At 75.5% G+C, this 21,867-nt stretch carries 14 protein-coding genes; 13 read left to right on the top strand and 1 reads right to left on the bottom strand.

The annotated features are described in order from the left end of the window. Positions 1-35: 35 nt before the first annotated feature. The 13 genes from NP075_RS11605 (at position 36) to NP075_RS11545 (ending at position 21,131) form a co-directional block, all read left to right on the top strand. A complete protein-coding gene (locus tag NP075_RS11605) occupies positions 36-1,037 on the top strand; it encodes a PhoH family protein (RefSeq protein WP_227566550.1) in 1,002 nt (333 codons plus the stop codon). Beyond that, positions 1,034-1,486: an rRNA maturation RNase YbeY gene (gene ybeY, locus NP075_RS11600; RefSeq protein WP_227566537.1), complete on the top strand. Its 453-nt coding sequence runs from the start codon at positions 1,034-1,036 to the stop codon at positions 1,484-1,486. Before NP075_RS11605 ends, ybeY begins: the two co-directional genes overlap by 4 nt. Continuing rightward, positions 1,483-2,853: a hemolysin family protein gene (locus tag NP075_RS11595; RefSeq protein WP_227566538.1), complete on the top strand. Its 1,371-nt coding sequence runs from the start codon at positions 1,483-1,485 to the stop codon at positions 2,851-2,853. The genes ybeY and NP075_RS11595 overlap by 4 nt, the downstream gene beginning before the upstream one ends. Next, positions 2,850-3,770 (top strand): GTPase Era, encoded by a 921-nt coding sequence (era, locus tag NP075_RS11590; protein WP_227566539.1) that lies wholly within the window; start codon positions 2,850-2,852, stop codon positions 3,768-3,770. Before NP075_RS11595 ends, era begins: the two co-directional genes overlap by 4 nt. Position 3,771: 1 nt before the next feature. After that, positions 3,772-5,367 (top strand): alpha/beta hydrolase family protein, encoded by a 1,596-nt coding sequence (locus tag NP075_RS11585; protein WP_308054155.1) that lies wholly within the window; start codon positions 3,772-3,774, stop codon positions 5,365-5,367. A 91-nt stretch (positions 5,368-5,458) separates the two neighbouring features. Beyond that, positions 5,459-6,349 (top strand): PP2C family protein-serine/threonine phosphatase, encoded by an 891-nt coding sequence (locus NP075_RS11580; RefSeq protein ID WP_372456750.1) that lies wholly within the window; start codon positions 5,459-5,461, stop codon positions 6,347-6,349. Further along, positions 6,346-7,668: an FHA domain-containing protein gene (locus NP075_RS11575; protein ID WP_227566541.1), complete on the top strand. Its 1,323-nt coding sequence runs from the start codon at positions 6,346-6,348 to the stop codon at positions 7,666-7,668. The genes NP075_RS11580 and NP075_RS11575 overlap by 4 nt, the downstream gene beginning before the upstream one ends. Next, positions 7,665-9,158, top strand: coding sequence for a serine/threonine-protein kinase (locus NP075_RS11570; RefSeq protein WP_227566542.1), 1,494 nt, complete (start codon positions 7,665-7,667; stop codon positions 9,156-9,158). Before NP075_RS11575 ends, NP075_RS11570 begins: the two co-directional genes overlap by 4 nt. Beyond that, positions 9,155-15,322 (top strand): Ig-like domain-containing protein, encoded by a 6,168-nt coding sequence (locus NP075_RS11565; RefSeq protein ID WP_227566543.1) that lies wholly within the window; start codon positions 9,155-9,157, stop codon positions 15,320-15,322. The genes NP075_RS11570 and NP075_RS11565 overlap by 4 nt, the downstream gene beginning before the upstream one ends. A gap of 73 nt (positions 15,323-15,395) precedes the next feature. Next, positions 15,396-16,352: an AAA family ATPase gene (locus tag NP075_RS11560; RefSeq protein WP_227566544.1), complete on the top strand. Its 957-nt coding sequence runs from the start codon at positions 15,396-15,398 to the stop codon at positions 16,350-16,352. A 3-nt stretch (positions 16,353-16,355) separates the two neighbouring features. Next, positions 16,356-17,504, top strand: a complete 1,149-nt coding sequence (locus tag NP075_RS11555) for a DUF58 domain-containing protein (protein ID WP_227566545.1) — start codon at positions 16,356-16,358, stop codon at positions 17,502-17,504. A gap of 28 nt (positions 17,505-17,532) precedes the next feature. After that, entirely contained in the window at positions 17,533-19,914 is a 2,382-nt protein-coding gene (locus tag NP075_RS11550; protein ID WP_227566546.1) for a transglutaminase-like domain-containing protein, read from the top strand. Beyond that, positions 19,911-21,131: an RDD family protein gene (locus NP075_RS11545; protein ID WP_256791003.1), complete on the top strand. Its 1,221-nt coding sequence runs from the start codon at positions 19,911-19,913 to the stop codon at positions 21,129-21,131. The genes NP075_RS11550 and NP075_RS11545 overlap by 4 nt, the downstream gene beginning before the upstream one ends. On the opposite strand, the gene NP075_RS11540 is transcribed toward NP075_RS11545, so the two are convergent. Further along, positions 21,128-21,865, bottom strand: coding sequence for a TetR/AcrR family transcriptional regulator (locus NP075_RS11540; RefSeq protein ID WP_227563351.1), 738 nt, complete (start codon positions 21,863-21,865; stop codon positions 21,128-21,130). The genes NP075_RS11545 and NP075_RS11540 overlap by 4 nt on opposite strands. Positions 21,866-21,867 lie beyond the last annotated feature (2 nt).

Below are 21,867 nucleotides of genomic sequence, written 5' to 3'. Positions count from 1 at the left end.
GTCGAGAGAAGGAGCGCACGGCACCTGCCGAGCACATGGCCGAGTCCACCCCCGCACCCAGCGTCCCGGAGCACCGGCACGCGCACGTCGAGCACCGCATCACCGTCCCGCCGGACGTGTCGATGGTCGAGCTGCTCGGGTTGCGCGACGAGGTGCTGCGCAGCATCGAGGACGGCTTCCGCACCGTCGACGTGCACGTCCGCGGCAACGAGATCACCCTCGCGGGCCCTCCCGGCGACGTCGCCCTCGTGACGCGCCTGGTCGACGAGCTCATCGAGGTCGCCGCCGCGGGCACCCCGCTGAGCCCTGAGGTCGTCACGCGCTCCGTCGCGATGCTCACGGCCGACTCCGGCGCGCGCCCCGCCGACGTGCTGACCTTCAACATCCTGTCGTCCCGGGGCCGCACCATCCGCCCCAAGACGCCCGGGCAGAAGGAGTACGTCGAGGCGATCGAGCGCAACACCGTGACGTTCGGCATCGGCCCGGCCGGCACCGGCAAGACGTACCTCGCCATGGCGAAGGCGGTGCAGTCGCTGCAGGCGCGCAAGGTCAACCGGATCGTCCTGACACGGCCCGCGGTCGAGGCGGGCGAACGCCTCGGCTTCCTGCCCGGCTCGCTGTCGGAGAAGATCGACCCGTACCTGCGCCCGCTGTACGACGCGCTGCACGACATGGTGGACCCCGAGTCGATCCCGCGGCTCATGGAGGCCGGGACCATCGAGGTGGCTCCGTTGGCGTACATGCGCGGGCGCACCCTGAACGACGCCTTCATCATCCTCGACGAGGCGCAGAACACGTCGGTCGAGCAGATGAAGATGTTCCTCACGCGGCTGGGCTTCGGCTCGAAGGTCGTCGTGACGGGCGACGTCACGCAGGTGGACCTGCCGAGCAGCACGACCTCCGGGCTGCGCGTCGTCGAGCAGATCCTCACGGGCGTCGACGACGTCGAGTTCTGCCGGCTGTCGTCCTCCGACGTCGTCCGGCACCGCCTGGTCGGCGAGATCATCGACGCGTACGCCAGGTGGGACAGGTCATGAGCATCGAGGTCAGCAACGAGTCCGGCGTCGAGGTCGACGAGGCGGAGTTCGCAGCACTCGGGCGGTACGTGCTCGACGAGATGCACGTGCACCCCCAGGCCGACCTGTTCGTCCGGCTGGTCGACACGCCGACGATGACGGACCTGCACGTGCGGTGGATGGACGAGCCGGGCCCGACCGACGTGCTGTCCTTCCCGATGGACGAGCTGCGCCCGGGGCGCGAGGGCGAGCCCGCCGGCCCGGGCGTGCTCGGTGACGTCGTGCTGTGCCCGGACGTCGCCGCCACGCAGGCGCGTGCCGCCGGTCACTCCACGGCGGAGGAGATGCTGCTGCTGACGACCCACGGGATCCTGCACCTGCTCGGCTACGACCACGCCGAGCCGGACGAGGAGAAGGAGATGTTCGCGCTGCAGCGTCGCCTGCTCCTGACGTTCCTGGCCGGTCGATGAACGGCGTCCCTGTCGCCCTGCTCCTCGCTGTCGCACTGCTCGGGATCGTGCTGGCGGCCGCGCTGTCGGCGGGAGAGGTCGCGGTCCTGCGCGTGACGCGTGCGCGCGTCACCGAGCTCGAGACCGAGCGGCCCGGAGCCGCCGCACGCGTCCGGCGGCTCGTCGACGACCCGGCGCGCGTCGCGTCGGCCGCGGCGTTCGTCCGGCTGCTCGCCGAGATGACGGCCACGGTGTGCCTGACGCTCGCGATCAGCGCCGGCAGCCTGTCGTGGTGGGCCACGGCGCTGCTCGCGATCGCCGCCTGCGCGGTCGTGGCCTTCCTGCTCGTGCGCGTCAGCCCGCGCAGCATGGGGCGGCGGCACCCCGTGGGCGTCCTGGCGAGCCTGTCGCGGCTGCTGCTCACCGTCACGGTGGTCGCCGGCGGCGTGGGACGTCGGGGTGACGCCCCGGGCTCGACGAGCGAGCAGGACGACGCCGAACTGCGCGACATGGTCGAGCGGGTCAGCGAGTCCGACGCGATCGAGGAGAACGAGCGCGAGATGTTCCGCTCGGTCCTCGAGCTGGGGGACACGCTCACGCGCGAGGTGATGGTGCCCCGCCCGGACATGATCACGACCCAGGCCGACACGCCGCTGCACAAGGTGCTCGCGCTGCTGCTGCGCTCGGGGTTCTCCCGCGTGCCCGTCGTCGGGGAGTCGGTCGACGACGTCGTCGGCGTCCTGTACCTCAAGGACGTCGTGCGGCGGATCCCCGCGCGGGGCGCAGGCGGCCCGGGGACCGGCGAGGCCGACCCGCTGGACGCCCCCGCCTCCTCGCTCGCCCGGCCGCCGGTGTACGTGCCGGAGTCCAAGCCGGTCGACGAGCTGCTGCGCGAGCTGCGCGACGGGTCGAGCCACATCGCGCTCGTGGTCGACGAGTACGGCGGCATCGCGGGGCTCGTGACGATCGAGGACGCGCTGGAGGAGATCGTCGGCGAGCTCACCGACGAGCACGACACCAGCGCGCCCGGCGTCGAGGAGCTCGGGGACGGCGGCTACCGTGTCCCGGCGCGACTGGGCCGGGACGAGCTCGGCGACCTGTTCGGCATCGACGTGGAGGACGAGGACGTCGACACGGCGGCCGGTCTGCTGGCCAAGGCGCTCGGCAAGGTGCCGCTGCCCGGCTCGGTCGGCGAGATCCACGGCCTGCGCCTGCAGGCCGAGCGCGTCGAGGGGCGCCGCAAGCGGCTCGCGACGGTGCTGGTGCACCGTGCGGCCGACGCGGACGACGACGCACCCACGACCCCCGCCCGCGGCACGTCCGCCACGGGCACCCCGGCGCGCGGCACCCCCGCCGCGCGCGACCACGGCTCGGAGGCCACCCGATGACCCACCGTTCCGGCTTCGCGTGCCTCGTCGGCCGGCCCAACACCGGCAAGTCGACGCTGACGAACGCGCTCGTCGGTCAGAAGGTCGCGATCACGTCCGGCCGGCCCCAGACCACGCGGCACGTCGTGCGCGGCATCGTGCACCGCGAGGACGCCCAGCTCGTGCTCGTCGACACCCCCGGGCTGCACCGTCCGCGCACCCTGCTCGGCGAGCGGCTGAACGACCTCGTGCGCGACACGCTCACCGAGGTCGACGTGATCGGCTTCTGCCTGCCCGCCGACGAGAAGATCGGCCCCGGTGACCGCTTCATCGCCGAGCAGCTCGCGCGGATGACGCAGCCCGGGCGCACCGGCACGCCCGTCGTCGCGATCGTCACCAAGACCGACACGGTGCCGCGCGCGCGGCTCGCCGAGCAGCTCATCGCCGTGGACCAGCTGGGGGAGTGGGCCGACATCGTGCCCGTGTCCTCCCGTGACGGCTACCAGGTGGACGTGCTGGCCGACGTGCTGGTCAAGCACCTGCCCGAGGGGCCCGCGCTGTACCCCGAGGGTGAGCTCACGGACGAGCCCGAGCAGGTGATGGTCGCGGAGCTCGTCCGCGAGGCCGCGCTCGAGGGCGTGCGCGACGAGCTGCCGCACTCGCTCGCGGTCGTCGTCGACGAGATCGTCCCGCGCGACCAGCCGCCCGCCGCCGACGGCCGGCCGCTGCTCGACGTGCGCGTCCACCTGTTCGTCGAGCGGGACAGCCAGAAGGCGATCGTCATCGGGCGCGGGGGCGCGCGCCTGCGCGACGTCGGCACCCGGGCGCGCACGCAGATCGAGGCGCTGCTCGGCGCCCGCGTGTTCCTCGACCTGCACGTCAAGGTGGCGAAGGACTGGCAGCGCGACCCCAAGCAGCTCGGTCGGCTGGGCTTCTGAGGTGACGGGGGGGAGCACCGGCGCGTGGCGCCGGGTCACGCGGCTGACCGGGCGCGGTGGCCGGACGGGTCGGTCGGCGTCCGTGTACGGGCTCGTCGCGGGCGTCGCCCTCGGTGTCGTCCTGCTCGCGCTGATCGGGGCCGTCATGGGACCCCGTTGGGACCCGACGCCGCTGGCGGACGAGATCGAGGTCGAGGCCGTGAGCACCGCGATCGGTGAGGCTCCCGCACCGGCCACGTACGACGTGCGGACCGTCGAGGTGACGGTCCCCCTCGACGGGACGAGCGTGCGGGCGCGGATCAGCCTGCCGGTCGGCGCGCCGACGCCGGCACCCGCGGTCCTGTTCGTGCACGGTGCGGGCACGGGGAAGTTCTCGAGGGCGTTCACCGAGCCGGCGCGGGCCCTGGCGGCGGCCGGCGTCGTCACGATGGTCCCGGACAAGCGGCTCGACACGTACACCACCAGCCACCGCGACTACGTGGCGATGGCACGCGACTACCTGCACTCGGTCGAGCTCCTGCGGGACAGGCCCGAGGTCGACCCCGACCGCGTCGTGGTCTACGCCGAGAGCGAGGGCGGCTGGATCGCCCCCGTCATGGCGGTCGAGGACCCCCGCATCGAGGCGCTGGTCCTGGTCTCGTCACCGGTCGTGCCGCCGCGCCAGCAGGCCGCGTTCGCCGTCGACGCCTACCTGCGCAACACCGGCGTCCCGCAGGCGGTGTTCCGGGCCATCCCGCGCGCCGTCGGCATGTCGATGCCGGGCGGCGGGTTCGAGTACGCCGACTTCGACGTGCAGCCGTGGCAGGAGCGGATCACGCAGCCCGTCCTCGTGGTGTACGGCACGGGCGACGCCTCCATGCCGATCGTCCAGGGTGCCCTGCAGATCCGCAGCGACCTCGCGGCCGCGGGCAACGACGACGTGACGGTCCGCTACTACGACGGGGCCAACCACGGCATCCGCGTCGGAGGGCGCGTCGTGCCGACGTACCTCGAGGACCTCGCCGGGTGGGTCCTCGGCCAGCCGGCGACCGCCGACGCGTCGCCGCGGGTGGCCGGCGCCACGCCCACGCAGACCTACGTCGCGGGGCCGGTGCCGCAGCCCGGGTGGCTGCGCGACGGCACCGTGCTGCTCGGACTGGTCATCGGGGCCCTCGGGACGATGGCGCTCTGCGCGGCGGGGGTCGGGACGACGCGCGTCGTGCAGCACGCGACGGCCGGCCGGCGCGCTCGGCAGGACGCCGCGCCGCCCCGCCGGTACGCGCGGGGCGTCGCGGGACGTCTCGCGCTGGTCGCCGGGACCACGGTCGTGACCGCTGTCGCGCTGGTCTGGTACGTCGTGTCGGTCGCGCGGCTCGCGGTGGACTACGAGCGCAACGCCTGGATCGTGCAGGGCGGCTGGGTCGCCGTGCGCCTGCTGGGGATCGCCGCGGTCGTCGCGGCCGTGCTGCTGGCCCGCCGCGTGCACGACGCGCGGCAGGACGGCGACGTCGTCGCGCCCGGCGTCGTGCGCACGGTGGCGGCCGGTGGCGTGGTCCTCGGCTCGGCCGTGCTGCTCGTGGTGCTGGCGTACTGGGGCGTCTACCAGCTCGGCATCTGAGGGTGAACTGGACGGACGGACGTGAACCGCACCGCTCAGGTGAGGCACCATGTGCGCCGATGACTGACACGGGTCGGGACGGGGTGGTGCAGTGCGTACGTCGTGGGGATCGGCGACGGATCGGGGACGCGTCCGCGAGGTGAACGAGGACGCGCTCCTGGCGTACCCGCCGGTCTTCCTCGTCGCCGACGGGATGGGCGGCCACGACGCGGGCGACCTCGCGAGCCGCATCGCCGTCGAGGAGTTCGCGCAGCTCGCGGGCCAGGCGTCGGCGACGTCGGACGACGTGCACGCCTGCTTCGCGCGCACCTCCACCCGCATCCGCAGCGAGTTCACGCGCGGGCGCCAGGGCGGGACGACGGTGGCGGGTGTCGCCGTCACCGAGCACGACGGCGGCTGGTACTGGCTGGTGTTCAACGTGGGCGACTCGCGCGTGTACCGCTGGTCGGAGGGCCGGCTCACGCAGGTGAGCGTCGACCACTCCGTCGTGCAGGAGCTCATCGAGTCCGGTGCGCTCACCGCGGGCGGCGCACGGCGCCACCCGGAGCGGCACGTGCTGACGCGGGCCCTGGGGACCGGGGAGCCTCCCGAGCCGGACTACTGGCTGCTGCCCGCCGGCGTCGACGACCGGCTGCTGCTGTGCACGGACGGCCTCACCCGTGAGCTCGGCGACGACGAGATCGCGCTCGTCCTGGCCGGGGTCGACGACCCGCAGGAGGCCGCGGCTCGCCTCGTGCAGCACGCGCTCGAGCGCGGTGGCCGCGACAACGTCAGCGCGGTCGTCGTCGACGTCGCGGCCGCCGCCGCACCCGACCGGACGCACGCGACCGCTCCTCGCTCCGCACCCGACCTCGGCCCGCACCTGTGGGACGAGATGCTCAACGGCGCCACCGTGCCCCGGTCCGCCGGCAGCCCCGCCGGTACGGCCGACCCCTTCCCGACGGCCACCGCGCCGGACGACGTCCAGGAGGACCACGCATGACCGAGCGCGACCACCACGAGTACCAGCACGGGCCGTGGACCGCCGTGGCGGGCGGTGGGTTCCTCGCGCTCGTCGAGCCGGACGCGTCACGGCGCGTGGTCGACGGGCTGTGGGACGTCGCGCGCGACGGGGGCGACGTCCTGGCGGCGCTCGGCGTCGTGGCCGCCGACGGGTTCGCGGCGCTGCCCCGGTTCGCGGTGGTCCGTGCGGACGCCGACGGCGTCGTGCACGCGGTGCTGCGGGGGCCCGTGCGGCTGCGGCTGCACGGCGGCGCCGACGCCCAGGACGTGGTGGCCGGCGACGGTGCGGTGTGGACGGAGCACCGTGCGCTCGGCGTGAAGGGCCTGGAGCTCGCGGTCGACGAGGACGCCGGGAGCACGTGGTGGCCGTTCGTCGGCGGTGTCGTGCGCGCCGCCGGGCTGCGCACGCGGGACACGACCGAGGTCACGGTGGCGCCCGGTGCCGTCACGCACGAGCAGCCCGTCGTGCCCGAGCCGCCGCACCCGCCGCAGCAGGAGGCGGTGCTGCCGGCCGCGATCCCCGTCGTGGCGCCCGAGCCGGCGGTCGAGCCGGAGGCCGCCGCGGAGCCGGTGGTCGTGACCGAGCCGGAGCCGGTCGCGTCCGTGGAGCCGTGGCCCGTGGCCGACGCGGAGCCGGAGCCGCCGATGGCGGAGCCCGAGCCCGTCGGGGCGACGCTCGCGCAGCACGCGACCGTGCCGGACGCGGAGCCCGAGGCCGTCCCCGACATCCCGTGGTGGCCGTTGGCCGCACCCGCGGCCGACGAGCCCGGTGGGAGCGGGCCGCTCCCGTCGGCGGCACCGGTCGCCACCGTGGACGCCCTGTCGGCGGAGCCCGGTGCGGACGACCACGACGGCATGACGATCCTCTCGAGCGACCTCGCGCGGCTGCGCGACCGCCTGCCGGCGTGGTCGCAGGACGCCGTGCCCGGGCCGTTCCCGACGCCCGAGGCGACGCCGCTGCCGGCCCGCCTCGTGCTGTCGACCGGCCTGGTCGTGGCGCTCGACCGCGCGGTCCTGCTCGGGCGGGCGCCGCAGGTCGCGCGGGTGACCAACCGCGAGCTGCCGCGCCTGGTCACCGTCCCGAGCCCGAACCAGGACATCTCGCGCACCCACGCCGAGGTGCGCGTCGAGGGCGAGCACGTCGTCGTCACCGACCTGGACTCGACCAACGGCGTGCACGTCTCGCGGCCCGGCGAGGGCGTGCGTCGCCTGCACCCCGGTGAGCCCAGCGTGGTCGGCACCGACGAGGTGGTGGACCTCGGTGACGGCGTGACGTTCACCGTGGAGCGCAGCGCGTGACCGCACGTCGTGAGGCGTCCGCGCCGCCGGACCTGCCCGGGTACGAGTACGTGCGCGTGCTCGGCCTGGGCGGCTTCGCGGACGTCTTCCTGTACCGCCAGCACCTGCCGCGCCGCGAGGTCGCGGTCAAGGTGCTGCTGGCGGGCAGCCTCGACGACGAGGTGCGCGAGCGGTTCCAGACCGAGGCCAACCTCATGGCCCAGCTCTCGCACCACCCGTCGATCGTCACGATCCACCACGCCGCGATCGCCGCCGACGGCCGGCCCTTCCTCGTCATGGAGTACTGCTCGCGCGCAGGACTGGCCGAGCGGTACCGCTCCGAGCGCATCCCGGTGCCCGAGGTCCTGCGCATCGGCGTGCGGCTCGCGTCCGCCGTCGAGACGGCGCACCGGGCCGGCATCCTGCACCGCGACATCAAGCCCGCGAACGTCCTCACGACCGACTTCGGCTGGCCGGCGCTGACGGACTTCGGCATCGCCGCCACCACCGGCCCGGCGGTGCAGACCATGGGCATGTCGATCCCGTGGTCGCCGCCCGAGCTGCTGGCGGAGCACCCGACGGGCGACGAGCGGTCCGACGTGTACGCGCTGGCGGCGACGATCTACTCCGTGCTGGCCGGACGCACCCCGTTCGAGCTGCCGGGCGGCAACAACAGCGCCCAGCAGCTCGTGGCGCGCATCGAGCGCTCACCGCTGCCGCCGGTGGGGCGCGAGGACGTGCCGCTGCAGCTGCAGGCGGTCCTCGACCGCGCGATGGCCAAGCACCCGTCGCGCCGCTACTCCTCGGCGATGGCGGTCGCGCGCGCCCTGCAGGAGGTCGAGGCGGCGCTGCGCCTGCCGATCACGCCCCTCGACCTGCCCGACGAGCCCGCCGTGGCACCGGGCGGAGCCGCGGGTGACGAGGACGCGACCCGCCTGCGCGGCATTGCGCTGCCGGCCCCGGGCGGCGCGTCGGACGACGAGGACGCGACGCGGGCGCGCTCCGTCGTCGTGGGTCGCCCGACGCTCGTGCCGCCGCCGGCGCCGCCCGCGCCGCCCCGGCCTGTCGGGGTCCCCGACGGGCCCGCATCCCGCCGGGGTGCGCGTGTCGCGGCCGTGGCGGGAGCGGTGGTCGTGGCCGCGGTCGTCGGCGTCCTCGTCGCCACCCTGGGCGACAGCGCCCCCGGGGGCACCGTCGCGCCGAGCGACGAGCTCGCGGCCCCGCAGACGGGGTCCGTCGCCGCTCCCGTGCCGGCACCCCACTCCCTCGAGGGCACGCGCGCCGCCGACGGCTCGGTGACCTTCACGTGGCAGAATCCGGACCCGCAGGACGGTGACCGCTATCTCTGGGGCGTGCTCGCCGTGACCGGTGACCCGACGATGGCGCTCGTGGACGAGGAGCGCGTCACGGTCCCCGCCGACCAGGCGACGGGTGAGGTGTGCATCGAGGTGTCCATCGTGCGGGCGGACCGCAGCAGCTCGGCACGGCCGGTCCAGGGGTGCGCCCCGTGACGTGGTTCGATCCGCGCACCTGGCGCCGGAAACCGGTGACCACGGTCGCCGCGGTCGTCACGGTGCCCGCGATCGTGCTGGCGCTGGCGCTCGTGGACCGGGGCTTCCCGCTCGCGCGCGTCGACCTCAACGACGGCGGCGTGTGGCTGACGGCGACGGAGCAGCGCAGCCTGGGCAGGTACAACGTGCCGGTCGAGGAGCTGGACGGCGGCCTGGTCCCCACGGGCAGCACGTTCGACGTGCTGCAGGACGAGGGGTGGGTGCTGCTCGTCGAGCCCGCGGCGGTGGCCGTCGTCGACCCCGCGACCGTGGCCACGACCACGCAGCTCGCGGTCCCCGACACCGACGTCTCGATGGCGGCCGGACGGGTCGCCTTCGTCGACCCCGCGGGTGACGGCTGGGTGCGTCAGGTCTCCGAGCTCGACCTGCTGGACCTCGAGGGCGACGTCCCGGACCTGCAGCTGGGCGAGGGGGGCGCGGCGGTCGTCGCCCGCAGCGGCGCCGTGCTCGCCGTCGCCCCGGAGGACGGCACCGTGACGCTCGTGCCGGCGACGCAGCCGGTCGCGCCGCAGCAGGTCGGGTCGATCGGGGCCGGCGACGTGGACGACGTGACCGCTGTCGGCGACGAGCTCGTCGTGCTCGACGGCAGCACCGTGCGCACCCTCGCGGGCGAGGTCACGGTCGACGACACCGACCTGGTCCTGCAGCAGCCGGGCCCCGCCGCGTCGTCCGTGCTGCTCGCGGGGTCCTCCGCCCTGTGGGAGGTGCCGCTCGACGGCGGGACCCCGCGGCGGCACGAGACCACCGGGTCCGGCGTGCCCGCCGAGCCCGTGCGGGTGGGGGAGTGCGCGTACGCGGCGTGGGCGTCCACCCGCGGTGCGTCGCTGCGCCTGTGCGACGGCGAGGACGCGAAGGTCGACGACCTCGAGGGGATGACGGCGGGCGACCAGCTCGCCTTCCGGGTCAACCGCGGCTTCGTCGTGCTGAACGACACCGCGCGCGGACGGGTGTGGCTGCCGCAGGAGGACACCGACGTCCGCGTCCCCAACTGGGAGGACATCGTCCCGGAGGAGGACCCGGAGGACTCGGAGGAGGACTCCGACAGCGGTGAGGTCATGCAGGAGCCGGTCACCGAGTGCAGCGACCAGAGCGCGCCGCCCGTGGCCGTGGACGACGAGTTCGGGGTGCGTGCCGGTCGCACGCGCGTGCTGCCGGTCATCGACAACGACTCCTCGTCGGACTGCGGGATCCTCGTGATCTCCGAGCTGGACAGCCTGCCCCCCGACTTCGGCACGGTCGAGAAGATCCGTGGCGGACGCGCGCTGCAGGTGCACGTCCTCGAGGGGGCCACCGGGACGGCCGAGCTGCGGTACACCGTGGCCGACGGCCGTGGCGTCAACGCCCCCTCGACCGCGACCGTGCGGCTCACGGTCAGCGACGGCGACAGCGCCCCGACGCAGGTGCGCACCTCGACCCTGACGGTCGAGACGGGCGGGCAGCTCGTGCACGGGGTCCTCGCGGACTTCCAGGACGCCGACGGCGACGACCTGCTGCTCGTCGCCGCCAGCGCCGACCCGACCGTCGGAACGGCGCGGTTCCGGCAGGACGGCGTGCTGACGTTCACCGCGGACGGCGGTGCGCTCGGGCGCACGACGGTGCGGGTCCAGGTCTCCGACGGCACGAACGTCGTCGACGGCGAGGTCGCCGTCGACGTGCGTGCGGCGGGGTCCGTGCCCCCGCAGATCGACCCGGTCCACGCCGTCACGTACGTCGGCCAGGAGGTCCTCGTACGACCGCTCGACGCGGTGCGGTCGGCGTCGGCCGAGCCGCCGCGACTCGCGGCGGTGTCCGACACCGTGGGTGCCACGATCGTCCCGGACCTGCAGGCGGGGACGTTCGCGTTCAAGGCGCCGCGGGCCGGGTCCTACTACGTCGAGTTCGTCGTCACGGCAGCGCCGCAGCAGGCCACGGGCATCGCGCGGATCGACGTGCGCGACTGGCCCGAGCAGGCGCAGCCGCCGATCGCGGTGCGCGACCTCGCGCTGCTCCCGGCCGGCGGTGAGGTGACGGTCGACCCGCTCGCGAACGACGAGGACCCCGCCAACAACGTGCTCGTGCTGCAGTCGGTGACCGCCCCCGAGGGCTCCGGGCTGCAGGTGGCGGTGCTCGAGCACCGGTACGTCCAGATCCGCGCGGAGCGCACGCCCGACGGGCCGGTCGCGCTGCGGTACGAGGTCTCGAACGGGTCGGCCTCGGCGTTCGGGGAGATCGTCGTGCAGCCCGTGCCGCCGTCGGCGTCGTCGCAGCCGCCCGTCGTGCCGAACGTCGAGGCGACCGTCCGCGCGGGCGGGGTCGTGACGATCCCGGTGCTGGCGGGCGCGTCGGATCCCGACGGTGACAAGCTGACGGTGCGGCGCGACCTGCCCGAGCCGCTCGCCGACGGCGACGGCCTGCTGTTCGTCTCCGGCGACGTGCTGCGGTACCAGGCACCCGACCGCGCGCTGACGGCGCGTGCGACGTTCGAGGTCGAGGACACCGCCGGGAACGTGACCGCCGCCACCGTGACGGTCCGCGTCCACGAGTCGGACCCCGCCACCAAGTCCCCGCCGCGACCGCAGGACCTCGAGGCGCGCGTCTTCGAGGGCGACACCGTGCGCATCCCGGTCCCGCTCGTCGGCATCGACGACGACGGTGACGGGGTGACGCTGCTGGGCCAGGCGTCCGCGCCGACGCTCGGACGCGTCACCGAGGTCGGGCCCGACTGGATCGAGTACGAGGCGCTGCCCGGCTCGCGCGGGACCGACACGTTCACGTACGCGGTCGAGGACTGGATCGGCCAGCGTGCCGTCGCGACCGTGCGCGTCGGCATCGCGCCGCGCCCGTCCGGGGCCTCCGGCGTCGTCGCCGTCGACGACGCCGTGACGCTGCGGCCCGGGCAGCGGGCCGAGGTGCGGGTGCTCGCCAACGACATCGACTCGACGAGCCGTGAGCTCACGCTGGACTCGATCGAGGTGCCGGACGGCGTCGAGGCCGAGATCCAGGGTCGCCGCATCGCGGTGACGGCGCCGTCGTCGCCCGGTGTCGTGCAGATCCAGTACCTGGTGACGAACGACGGCGGCGGGCACGACTACGGGGTCCTCACGGTGACCGTGACCGACGACGCTCCCGTCGAGCCACCTGTCGCGCGTGACGTGCTGGTGCCGGCGATCGACACGCTCGGCAAGACCGAGGTCTCGGTCGACGTGCTCGCGGTCGCCCAGAACCCGTCGGGTCCGCTGTCGGACCTCGAGGTGCTGGTCCCGGCCTCGCACGCGGACGTCGCGCGGGTGACCGAGGACGGGGACGTCGTCGTGACGCTGGTCGACCACGCGCAGAACGTGCCCTACCGCCTCGTCAACCGCACGGCCCCCGAGGCCGACGCGTACGCGTTCATCACCGTGCCGGCGCTCGGGTTCTTCCCGCCGCAGCTGCGCCCACGGGCTCCCGAGCTGCGCGTCGCCAGCGGCGACCAGCTCGTGATCCCGCTCGCGGAGCACGTGCAGGTCGCGCCCGGCCGCGAGCCGAGCATCGCGGACCCCACGCAGGTCACCGCGACCCGGTCCGACGGCGCCGAGCTGGTGCGGGACTCCGGCACGCTCGTGTTCAGGTCGGCCGCCGGCTACGCCGGGCCGGCGTCGATCACGATCCCCGTCACGGACGCCACGAGCGCGTCCGACGTCACGGCACGGACGGCGCTCCTGACGCTGCAGATCACGGTCTTCGCCGTGGACGACCACCCGCCGACGTTCGACGCCGCGACCGTCGAGGTGGAGCCGGGCGAGGCGGCGAGGCGCGTGGACCTGCTCGCTCTGACGCGCGGCCCGGAGCAGGCCGACGACGCTGCCACCCCGGCCGCCCGGTACGGCTACCGGACGGTGTCCGGGGTGCCGGCCGGCTTCACGGCCACGCTCGAGGGCTCCGACCTGCGGGTCTCCGCGCCCGCGACGACGCCCAAGGGCACCACCGGCCGCCTGGAGATGCAGCTCACCTACGGTCGCAGCGGCGTGATGGACGTGGCCGTGGACCTGCGCGTCGTCGCCAGCACCCGCCGCACGGCGACCGTGCAGGACTTCGTCGTGGACGACGGCGCGCAGGGTCGTGAGAGCACGGTCGACGTGCTCGAGGGCTCCGTGAACCCGTTCCCCGACCAGGGGCCGCTCACCGTCGTCGGCGCGGTCGTCGAGACGCCCGGGGCGGGGACGGCGGGCGCGACCTCGAGCAGCGTGACGGTGCGTCCGAGCGCGGACTTCGTCGGGCAGATGGTCGTGCGGTACCGCGTGCGCGACGTCACCGGCGACCCGGGACGCGAGGTCGAGGGTCGCGTCAGGGTGCGGGTCAGCGGGGTCCCGCTGGCCCCGGTGCCGCCGCGGATCGGCGAGGTGCGTGACCGCACGGTCGTCCTGTCGTGGACGGCGCCGGACAACCGCGGCGAGCCGATCACCGAGTACCGCGTCACGGCGTCGCCGGGCGGCATCGTGCGGAGCTGCCAGAGCACCACCTGCACGATCGACGGCCTCACCAACGACGTCGAGTACACGTTCACCGTCGCGGCGCGCAACCGCGTCGGGTGGTCGGAGGAGTCCCCGACGTCGGCGCCCGCGCGTCCGGACGCGGTGCCGGACACACCGGGCCCGCCGCGTCTCGTGTTCGCCGACCAGGCGGTGACCGCGACGTGGGAGGCTCCCGTGTCCACGGGGTCGTCCGTCACCAGCTACACCGTCGAGATCAGCCCTGCGCCCGAGTCGGGTGCCGCGAGCAGGACCACGACGTCGACGTCGTACACGTTCGAACGGCTGCGCAACGGTGTGGCGTACGCGGTGCGGGTCCGCGCGCACAACAAGGCGCCGGAGCCCAGCGGCTGGAGCCTGTGGTCGGCCACCGAGGTGCCCGCCGGCCCGCCCGGGGCACCGGCAGCGTTGAGCGCGGCGCGCCACGACACGCCCGTCGGCGGGCAGATCAACGTGGCCTGGGGTGACGCGACACCGAACGGCGACTCGCTCAAGGGCTTCCAGCTCGTCATCCGCGGACCCAACGGGCGCACGGTCGACATCCCGAACCCCGACGCGCGGTCCTTCGCGTTCACCGACGCCGTCAACGGCCAGAGCTACACGTTCGAGCTGCGGGCGACGAACAAGGCAGGGCTCGGTGCACCGTCGACGGCCAGCGCGAGCGCGTACGGCGTCCCGACGGCGGTGTCCGGCCTGCGCGTCGTCGGCGCGACCGGGGGAGACGTCGGTGCGGGCTCGGCGACGGTGTCGTGGCAGGGCGCCGACGACCGCGGCTCGCCGGTCACGCGGCACGTCGTGAAGGTCAACGGCGCGGACCGTGAGGTGGGCGCCGGCACGGGCCTCGAGATCGGTTCGCTGACCGGCGGCGTGCCGGTGTCCGTGCAGGTCCAGGCATGCAACGCGGCGGGCTGCGGCGAGTGGAGCGCGGTCGCGACCTCGCAGCCGCACCCCGTCACGCGGCCGGGGGCGGTCCAGTCGGTCACCGTCGGTGAGCCGCAGTGGACTGACTCCCGCCAGATCGCGTCGGTCGGCGTCAGCTGGGCGGCCGTCGACTGGGGCGGCTCGACGGGCACCTACACCGTCGAGTTCCGCGTCGACGGCCGCGTCACCGAGACGCAGCGCAACGTGTCGGGCACGTCGGCGACCTCGTCGGCCGGCCTGCCCGAGCTGGGCTTCCTCAAGCGGCGCGTCACCGTCGGCGTGGTCGTCACCCCCACCAACGCGGCGGGCGCGGGCGGCTCCGGATCGGCCGAGCGCGAGTTCCGGCGGGCCAGCGAGCCCGGCGACGTCCGCGGCGGGTTCCCCGTCTCGGTCTCGGCGGACGGGTCGTCGGTCACCGCCGACTGGGCGCCGCCGAACGACACCGGGGACACCACCATCACCGGCTACGACGTGCAGGTGTCCCTCGACGGCGGCACCTGGCAAGGCTTGCCCCGGGCGGCCTCGGACCGGCTCGACAACGCACCGCTCCCGACGGCGGCGAAGCCGGGTGCGATCGTCCGCGTGCAGGTCAAGGCGGTCAACCAGTTCGGCACCTCGGGCTCCTGGGCGGAGTCGGCGCCGTACCGCGTGCCCGAACCACCCGCACCGACACCGACACCGACCCCCGACCCCTGACCCGGCGCCGGTCGCCCGACCGTCGCACCCACCCCACGTCCCCCTCCGCAACCCTCGACTGGAGCCCTGCCACATGACCCCCGAGCAGACCACCTGGTTCGCCGAGACCTTCGACGCGCTCGTGGCGAACGTCGGGCAGGCCCTCCTCGGCAAGGAGGAGTCCGTCCGTCTGGTCCTGACCGCGATGCTCGCCGACGGGCACGTGCTGCTCGAGGACGCACCCGGCACCGGCAAGACGTCGCTCGCCAAGGCGATCTCGGCGACGGTGCAGGGCTCGCACCACCGCATCCAGTTCACGCCGGACCTGCTGCCGTCCGACGTGACCGGCGTGACAATCTACGACCAGTCGTCCCAGCGCTTCGAGTTCCACCCCGGGCCGATCTTCGCGTCCGTCGTGCTCGCCGACGAGATCAACCGCGCCTCGCCCAAGACGCAGGCCGCGCTGCTGGAGGTCATGGAGGAGGCGAACGTCACCGTCGACGGCGTGACGCACCCCGTGGGTCGCCCGTTCATGGTGATCGCGACCCAGAACCCCATCGAGCAGGCGGGCACCTACCGGCTGCCCGAGGCCCAGCTCGACCGGTTCCTCATCAAGACGTCGCTCGGGTACCCCGATCGTGCGTCGACGGTCGAGATCCTGGGCGGCGCGAAGGACCGGACGGCCGCGCTGCGCCCCCGGATCACCACGCAGGCGGTCGGCACCATGGCGGACCTCGCGCTGACGGTCCACGTCGACGAGGTCGTGCTCGACTACGTCGCCCGGCTGCTGGAGGCGACGCGCGACGACCCGCAGACCTCCCTCGGCGCGAGCGTGCGCGGCGGTCTCGCGCTCGTGCGCTGCGCGAAGGTGTGGGCCGCGTCGGACGGGCGCGACTACGTCCTGCCCGACGACATCAAGGTGCTCGCGCAGGCGGTCCTGGCGCACCGGCTGATCCTGGACTCCGAGGCGGAGTTCGCGGGCGTCACGGCCCAGGAGGTGCTCGCCCGCGTCCTCGGGCAGGTCGCGCCGCCGTCGCTGCGGCAGGCCTGAGCCGTGGGTCTGCGCGTCGCGCCCCTCGGGTGGGGGGTGGCTCTCGCGGCGCTCGGCGCCCTCGTGGCGGGGCGTCTGCTCGGCTGGGGCGAGCTCGCCGCGCTGGGTGCGGCCCTGCTGGCCGTGCTGGTGGCCTCCCTGCTCATGACGGCCGGCCGCACCCGCTACCGGGTCGTGCTGGACCTGGCGGACCACCGCGTGCGCATCGGGCAGCGCGCGGTCGGCCGGGTCGACGTCCGCAACGCCGCCCGCCGCCGGTCCCTGCCGTCGCAGGTCGACCTGCCGGTGGGTGACCGGGTCGTCGAGCTGTCCGTGCCGGGCCTGCCCCCGGGCGGGGAGCACGACGACCTGTTCGCCGTCCCCACGGACCGCCGCGCGGTCATCGTCGTCGGCCCCGTGGTCTCCCGTCGTGGCGACCCGCTCGGGCTGCTGCAGCGGCGCCTGCGCTGGACGGAGCCGGCGGAGCTGTTCGTCCACCCGGAGGTCGTCGCGCTCGGGGGGGCCAACGCGGGCCTCCTGCGCGACCTCGAGGGTCAGGCGACGCGCGACCTGTCGGACTCCGACCTGAACTTCCACGCGCTGCGCGACTACGTCGCCGGTGACGACCGCAGGTACATCCACTGGCGCACCACGGCGCGCCGCGGGGTGCTCATGGTCAAGCAGTTCGAGGACACGCGTCGCACGCTCACGTCGATCGCCCTGGCGACCGCCGTCGCGGACTACGCGCACCCGGACGAGCTCGAGCTGGCCGTGTCGGTGGCCGCCTCGATCGCCGTCCAGGCGATCCGTGACGAGCGGGACGTCGAGGTGCTCGCCGGCGCGGGCCGGCTGCGGACGGGGACCCCGCCGCTGCTCCTCGACGACTGCTCCCGCCTGTCGTGGTCGTCCGCGGGCGCCGGCGTCGTGCTGCTCGGCCGCCGCGTGGTGCGCGAGACGCCCGACGCGTCCGTGGCGTTCCTGGTCACCGGTGGCGTCCCCACGGACGCGGACCTGCGGCTCGGTGCGCGGGCGCTGCCGGCGGGGACCCGTGCGGTCGTGGTCCGGTGCGCGCTGGACGAGGAGGTCGCCGTGCGCACGCAGGGTCCGTTGACGCTCGCGACGATCGGGCGGCTCGAGGACCTGCCGCGCGCGCTGCGTCGGGTGGTCGGGTGAACGCCGTGGCGGCACCGGGGGGTGCACGATGAGGCCCGGGCAGCGGATCGGGGTGCGCGAGCCGGCGGACGCCGTGCGCGACGTCCTGGTGCTGGTCGTGCTCGTGGGGCTGGCGCTGACGCCGCTCCTGCCGGTCTACGGGACGTCGGCGGTGCTGCCGGCGCTGCTCGGCGGCATGGTGCTCGGGGCGGCGGTCGTGGTGGTCGGCGCGCTCCGGCGCTGGTCGGCGCTCGTCGTCGTCGCGGTGCTCATCGGTGCGTACGTGCTGGCGGGCGGTGCGCTCGCCGCGCCGACGACCACGGTCGCCGGCGTGGTGCCGACGCCGCAGACGCTGCTCGCGCTGGCGCGCGGTGCCGCCTCGACGTGGAAGCAGGTGCTCACGCTGCAGCCGCCGGTCGGGACGGGAGGGACGCTGCTGGTCGCGGCGTTCCTGCTCGCGCTCGTCGGGACGGCTGCGGCCCTCTCGCTCACGCTGCGGGTCCGCCGGGCGGCTGTCGCGACGCTCGCCGCCGGCGTGCCGGTGCTGGTGCTGGTCGGTGCGATCGTGCTGGGCACGCGCACCCCTCCGGTGCCGCCCGCCGTGGCCGGGACGGCGCTCGCCCTGGTGGGGCTGACGTGGGCGGCCTGGCGCACGGGGGCGTGGCGGCCGCGGCGCGTGGTGGCGACCGCGGCGCTGGCCGCGGTGGCCCTCGGCGGCGGCGTCGTCGGCGGTCCGCTCGTCGCGGCGGACCAGCCGCGGGTCGTGGTCCGCGACGAGATCGTGCCGCCGTTCGACCCGCGCGACTACCCGAGCCCGCTGGCGTCGTTCCGTCGTCTGGTGAAGATGGACGACACGGTGCTCATGACCGTCGACGGGCTGCCGCAGGGTGGGCGCGTGCGGCTGGCGACCTTCGACCGGTACGACGGCGTGGTGTTCAACGTCGCGGGGGACGGGTCCGCGCAGGCGTCCGGGGAGTTCCGGCGCGTGGGCGACCGGCTCGACGTGCCCGTCCGGGGGACGTCGGCGCGCGTCGAGGTCACGGTCGGCGCCCTGCAGGGCGTGTGGCTGCCGACGGTCGGGCACGCGAGGTCCATCGACCTGGGTCGCGCCTCGGGGGACCTGCGGTTCAACGACGCCACGGGAGCGGCGGTCGTCACGTCGGGCGTGCGCGAGGGCATGACGTACGAGCTCGACGTCGTGGTGCCGGACGTGCCCGACCTCGACGCCATCGGCGGCTCCGGCGCCGGCGGCGTCGCGCAGCCGCGGCCCGTCGGCCTGCCGCAGGCGGTCTCCGTCGCTGCCGCCGACATCGCGCGCGACGCGGGGACGCCTGTGCAGGTGGCCGACGCGATCACGACGCACCTCGCCGAGCAGGGCTACTTCAGCCACGGACTGACCGACGCGGGCGACCACCCGTCGCTGTCGGGGCACGGTGCGGCGCGCCTCGCGGACCTGCTGGCCGGCGAGCTGATGGTCGGCGACGGCGAGCAGTACGCGGCGGCGGCGGCGCTGATGCTCCAGGAGAGGGGCCTGCCGGCGCGTGTCGTGCTCGGGTTCGTGCCCGGGTCCGGGGACGACGAGGAGAGCGACGGCGAGGCCGTCGTGCCGACGGACGAGGACGGCGCGGTGCAGATCCGCGGACGGGACGTGCAGGCCTGGGTCGAGGTCGCGTTCGCGGGGCACGGCTGGGTGCCGTTCGACGTCACGCCGCCACGCTCGCGGACGCCCGAGCAGGAGCAGGAGGAGACGGACACGGACCCGCAGCCGCAGGTCGTGCAGCCGCCCGCACTGCCCCCGGACCGCGTCACCCCGCCCGAGGACGACACCGAGCAGCCGCAGACCGAGGACCCCGCGCAGGACGACTCCGGGCTCGCCCTGTGGCTCCGTGTCGCCGCGTGGACCGGGGTGGGTCTGGGCGCCCTCCTGGTGCTGCTGTCGCCCGTCCTCGTGGTGCTCGCGCTCAAGGCGCGGCGGCGCCGGCGGCGCCGACGCGCGGCCGACCCGGTGCGCCGTGTCGCGGGCGGCTGGGACGAGGTCGTCGACACCGCGCGCGACATGGGGGGCGCGCCCCCGGCCGCGGCCACGCGGCGCGAGGCGGCACGGACGTGGACGGCGACGATCGCCGTGGGGCACCCCGCGGTCGCGGCGCGCGTCGACGCGCTCGCGCGCCGCGCGGACCGCGCCGTCTTCGCGGCAGGCGTGCCCGACAGGTCCGAGGTGGAGGCCTACTGGGCCGACGTCGACGCGACCGTCGGTGCGCTGCGCCGGACCCTGCCGTGGCGCCGTCGGGTGCGCACCCGGGCCTCGTGGGTGTCGCTGCGCAGCCCGGCACGGCAGCGCCGCGCGCCTCGCGGCGCCCGGCCGCGACCGGAACCGCCGTCACCGACCCCATCCGTCCGTACCCGCCGAGCCCGCCGAGGTGAGCGATGACCGCCCGACCCGCGACAGCTCCCGACGACCGACCGGCCGGCCTCGGCCGGCGGTTCCTCGCGGTCCTGCTCGACCAGGTGCTCGTGCTGCTGCTCGGTGGCGGTGTCCTGGTCACCGCCGCGGCGCGCGCCGCCCTGGCCGCGGCGGACGCCGGCGCCGCGTCCGCGGTCCCGGCCCCCGGCGTGCCAGGGCCGCTGCTCGCCGCGTGCGCGCTCCTCACGCTCGCGGTCACGGTCGCGCAGTGGCTCGTGCACGGCCGGTACGGCTGGACGGTCGGCCGGCGCGTGCTGGGTGTCCGGACGGTCGACGTCCACAGCCGTCGCCCGATCGGGCCCTGGCGCGTGCTGGTGCGCGGTGTGGTCGTGGCGGTCGGCGTGCTCGCCTGCGGGCTGGGCCAGTACGTCGTGCTGCTCTCGCCGCTCCTCGACCGGACCGGCCGGCGTCGTGGCTGGCACGACCGTGCCGTCGACGCCGAGGTCCTGCGCGCGGGCCACGCAGCCGGGGCCCGCGCCCACGTCGCGTCCGCGCAGCGGGTGCCCGCGGGCAGGGCGGCGGCGCGCGCGGGCGCGGGACCCGCCGCGTCGCGCGACACGGCGCCCGCCGGCCGGCAGCCCGGGGGACCGGCAGCGGTCCGCGCGGACCTGCCCGCGCCCCGGCACCCCGCGGCGCCGCCGACGCCCGCGGCCGGCCTGGTGCTCGCGCCGCTGCACCCGCAGCGTGCCGCCCCCGACCTGGACACCCGGGCGATCCCCCTGGTGCGCGCGACGCCGACCCTGGCGTTCGGGCTGGCACCCGAGCTCGAGCTGACCCGCCCCGCCGCGCCGCGGACCGACGTGGTCCCGGCGCCCCGCACCGGAACGGCGCAGGGCCTGCGGGTGGCGTTGGACGACGGTCGCGTGGTCACGGTCGAGCGGCTGGCGCTGGTCGGCCGCAACCCCTCACCGGGGCCCGACGTGCAGGTGGTCCGCGTCGTCGATCAGTCGCGCTCGGTGTCCAAGACGCACCTGCAGCTGGCGGTGGACCCGCGCGGGGGCTCCTGGGTGGTCGACCGCGGCTCGACCAACGGCACCGTCGTGACCCTGCCGGACGGTGCGCAGGTGGTGTGCCGGGTGGACCACCCGGTGCGGCTGCGCGAGGGGGCGGTCGTCGTGTTCGGTGACCGCTCGCTGCGGGTGCTGGCGGTGCCCGCGGCCGCCGGGGGCGCCGAGCGCGGCTAGGGGAGGCCCGTGCCGCGCCCGACGAGGGCGGACAGGGCGTCGAGGACCCGGTCGAGGCCGAAGCGCCAGGCGTGCTCGGCGTCGTACGGGGCGTCCATCGCCGCGCCCGCGGCCGCACCCACGCGCCGCGCGAGCGGGTACCGGTCGCCGACGTACCCGGCCAGGCGTCCGCCCCACGCCTCCCACGACGCCGCCATGTCGACCGCCTGCGGGTCGGGGCGGCGGGCGCGGGCGGCCGCGCGGACGAAGTCGGTGACGAACGTCAGCGCGGCGTCCCGGTCGACGTCGGTCAGGTCCGTGCCGTCGAGCGCATGGAGCTGCTGGTCGTACGCGGCGATCGTGCCGGGGCCGAACGCGGTGCGCTGATCGGTCACGTCGACGAGCCACGGGTGCGCGTCGTACAGGGCGAGCTCCGCCTCGGCGACGTGCCGCACCCGCCCGCGCCAGTCGTCGGTGGCGTAGGGCCGGGGCGCTCGGCGCGCCCGGACCGTGTCGGCCATGAGCACGAGCAGGTCGTCCCGGGACCCGACGTGCGTGTAGACGGCGTTGGGCGCGATCCCCAGGCGTGCGCCCAGCCGCCGGACCGTCACCGCGGCGAGCCCGCCGTCGTCGGCGAGCCGGATGGCCTCGTCGACGGCCTGCGACGTCGACACCTTGGGGCGCGGGCCGCGTGTGCCGCCGTCGGGCGCGCCGGGGTGGTCGCGCCACAGGAGGTCGACGAGGTGGTTGGCCATGG

Source organism: Cellulomonas wangsupingiae, from assembly GCF_024508275.1.
Lineage (GTDB): Bacteria > Actinomycetota > Actinomycetes > Actinomycetales > Cellulomonadaceae > Cellulomonas > Cellulomonas wangsupingiae.
This window is presented reverse-complemented; position numbering and strand designations above follow the sequence as displayed.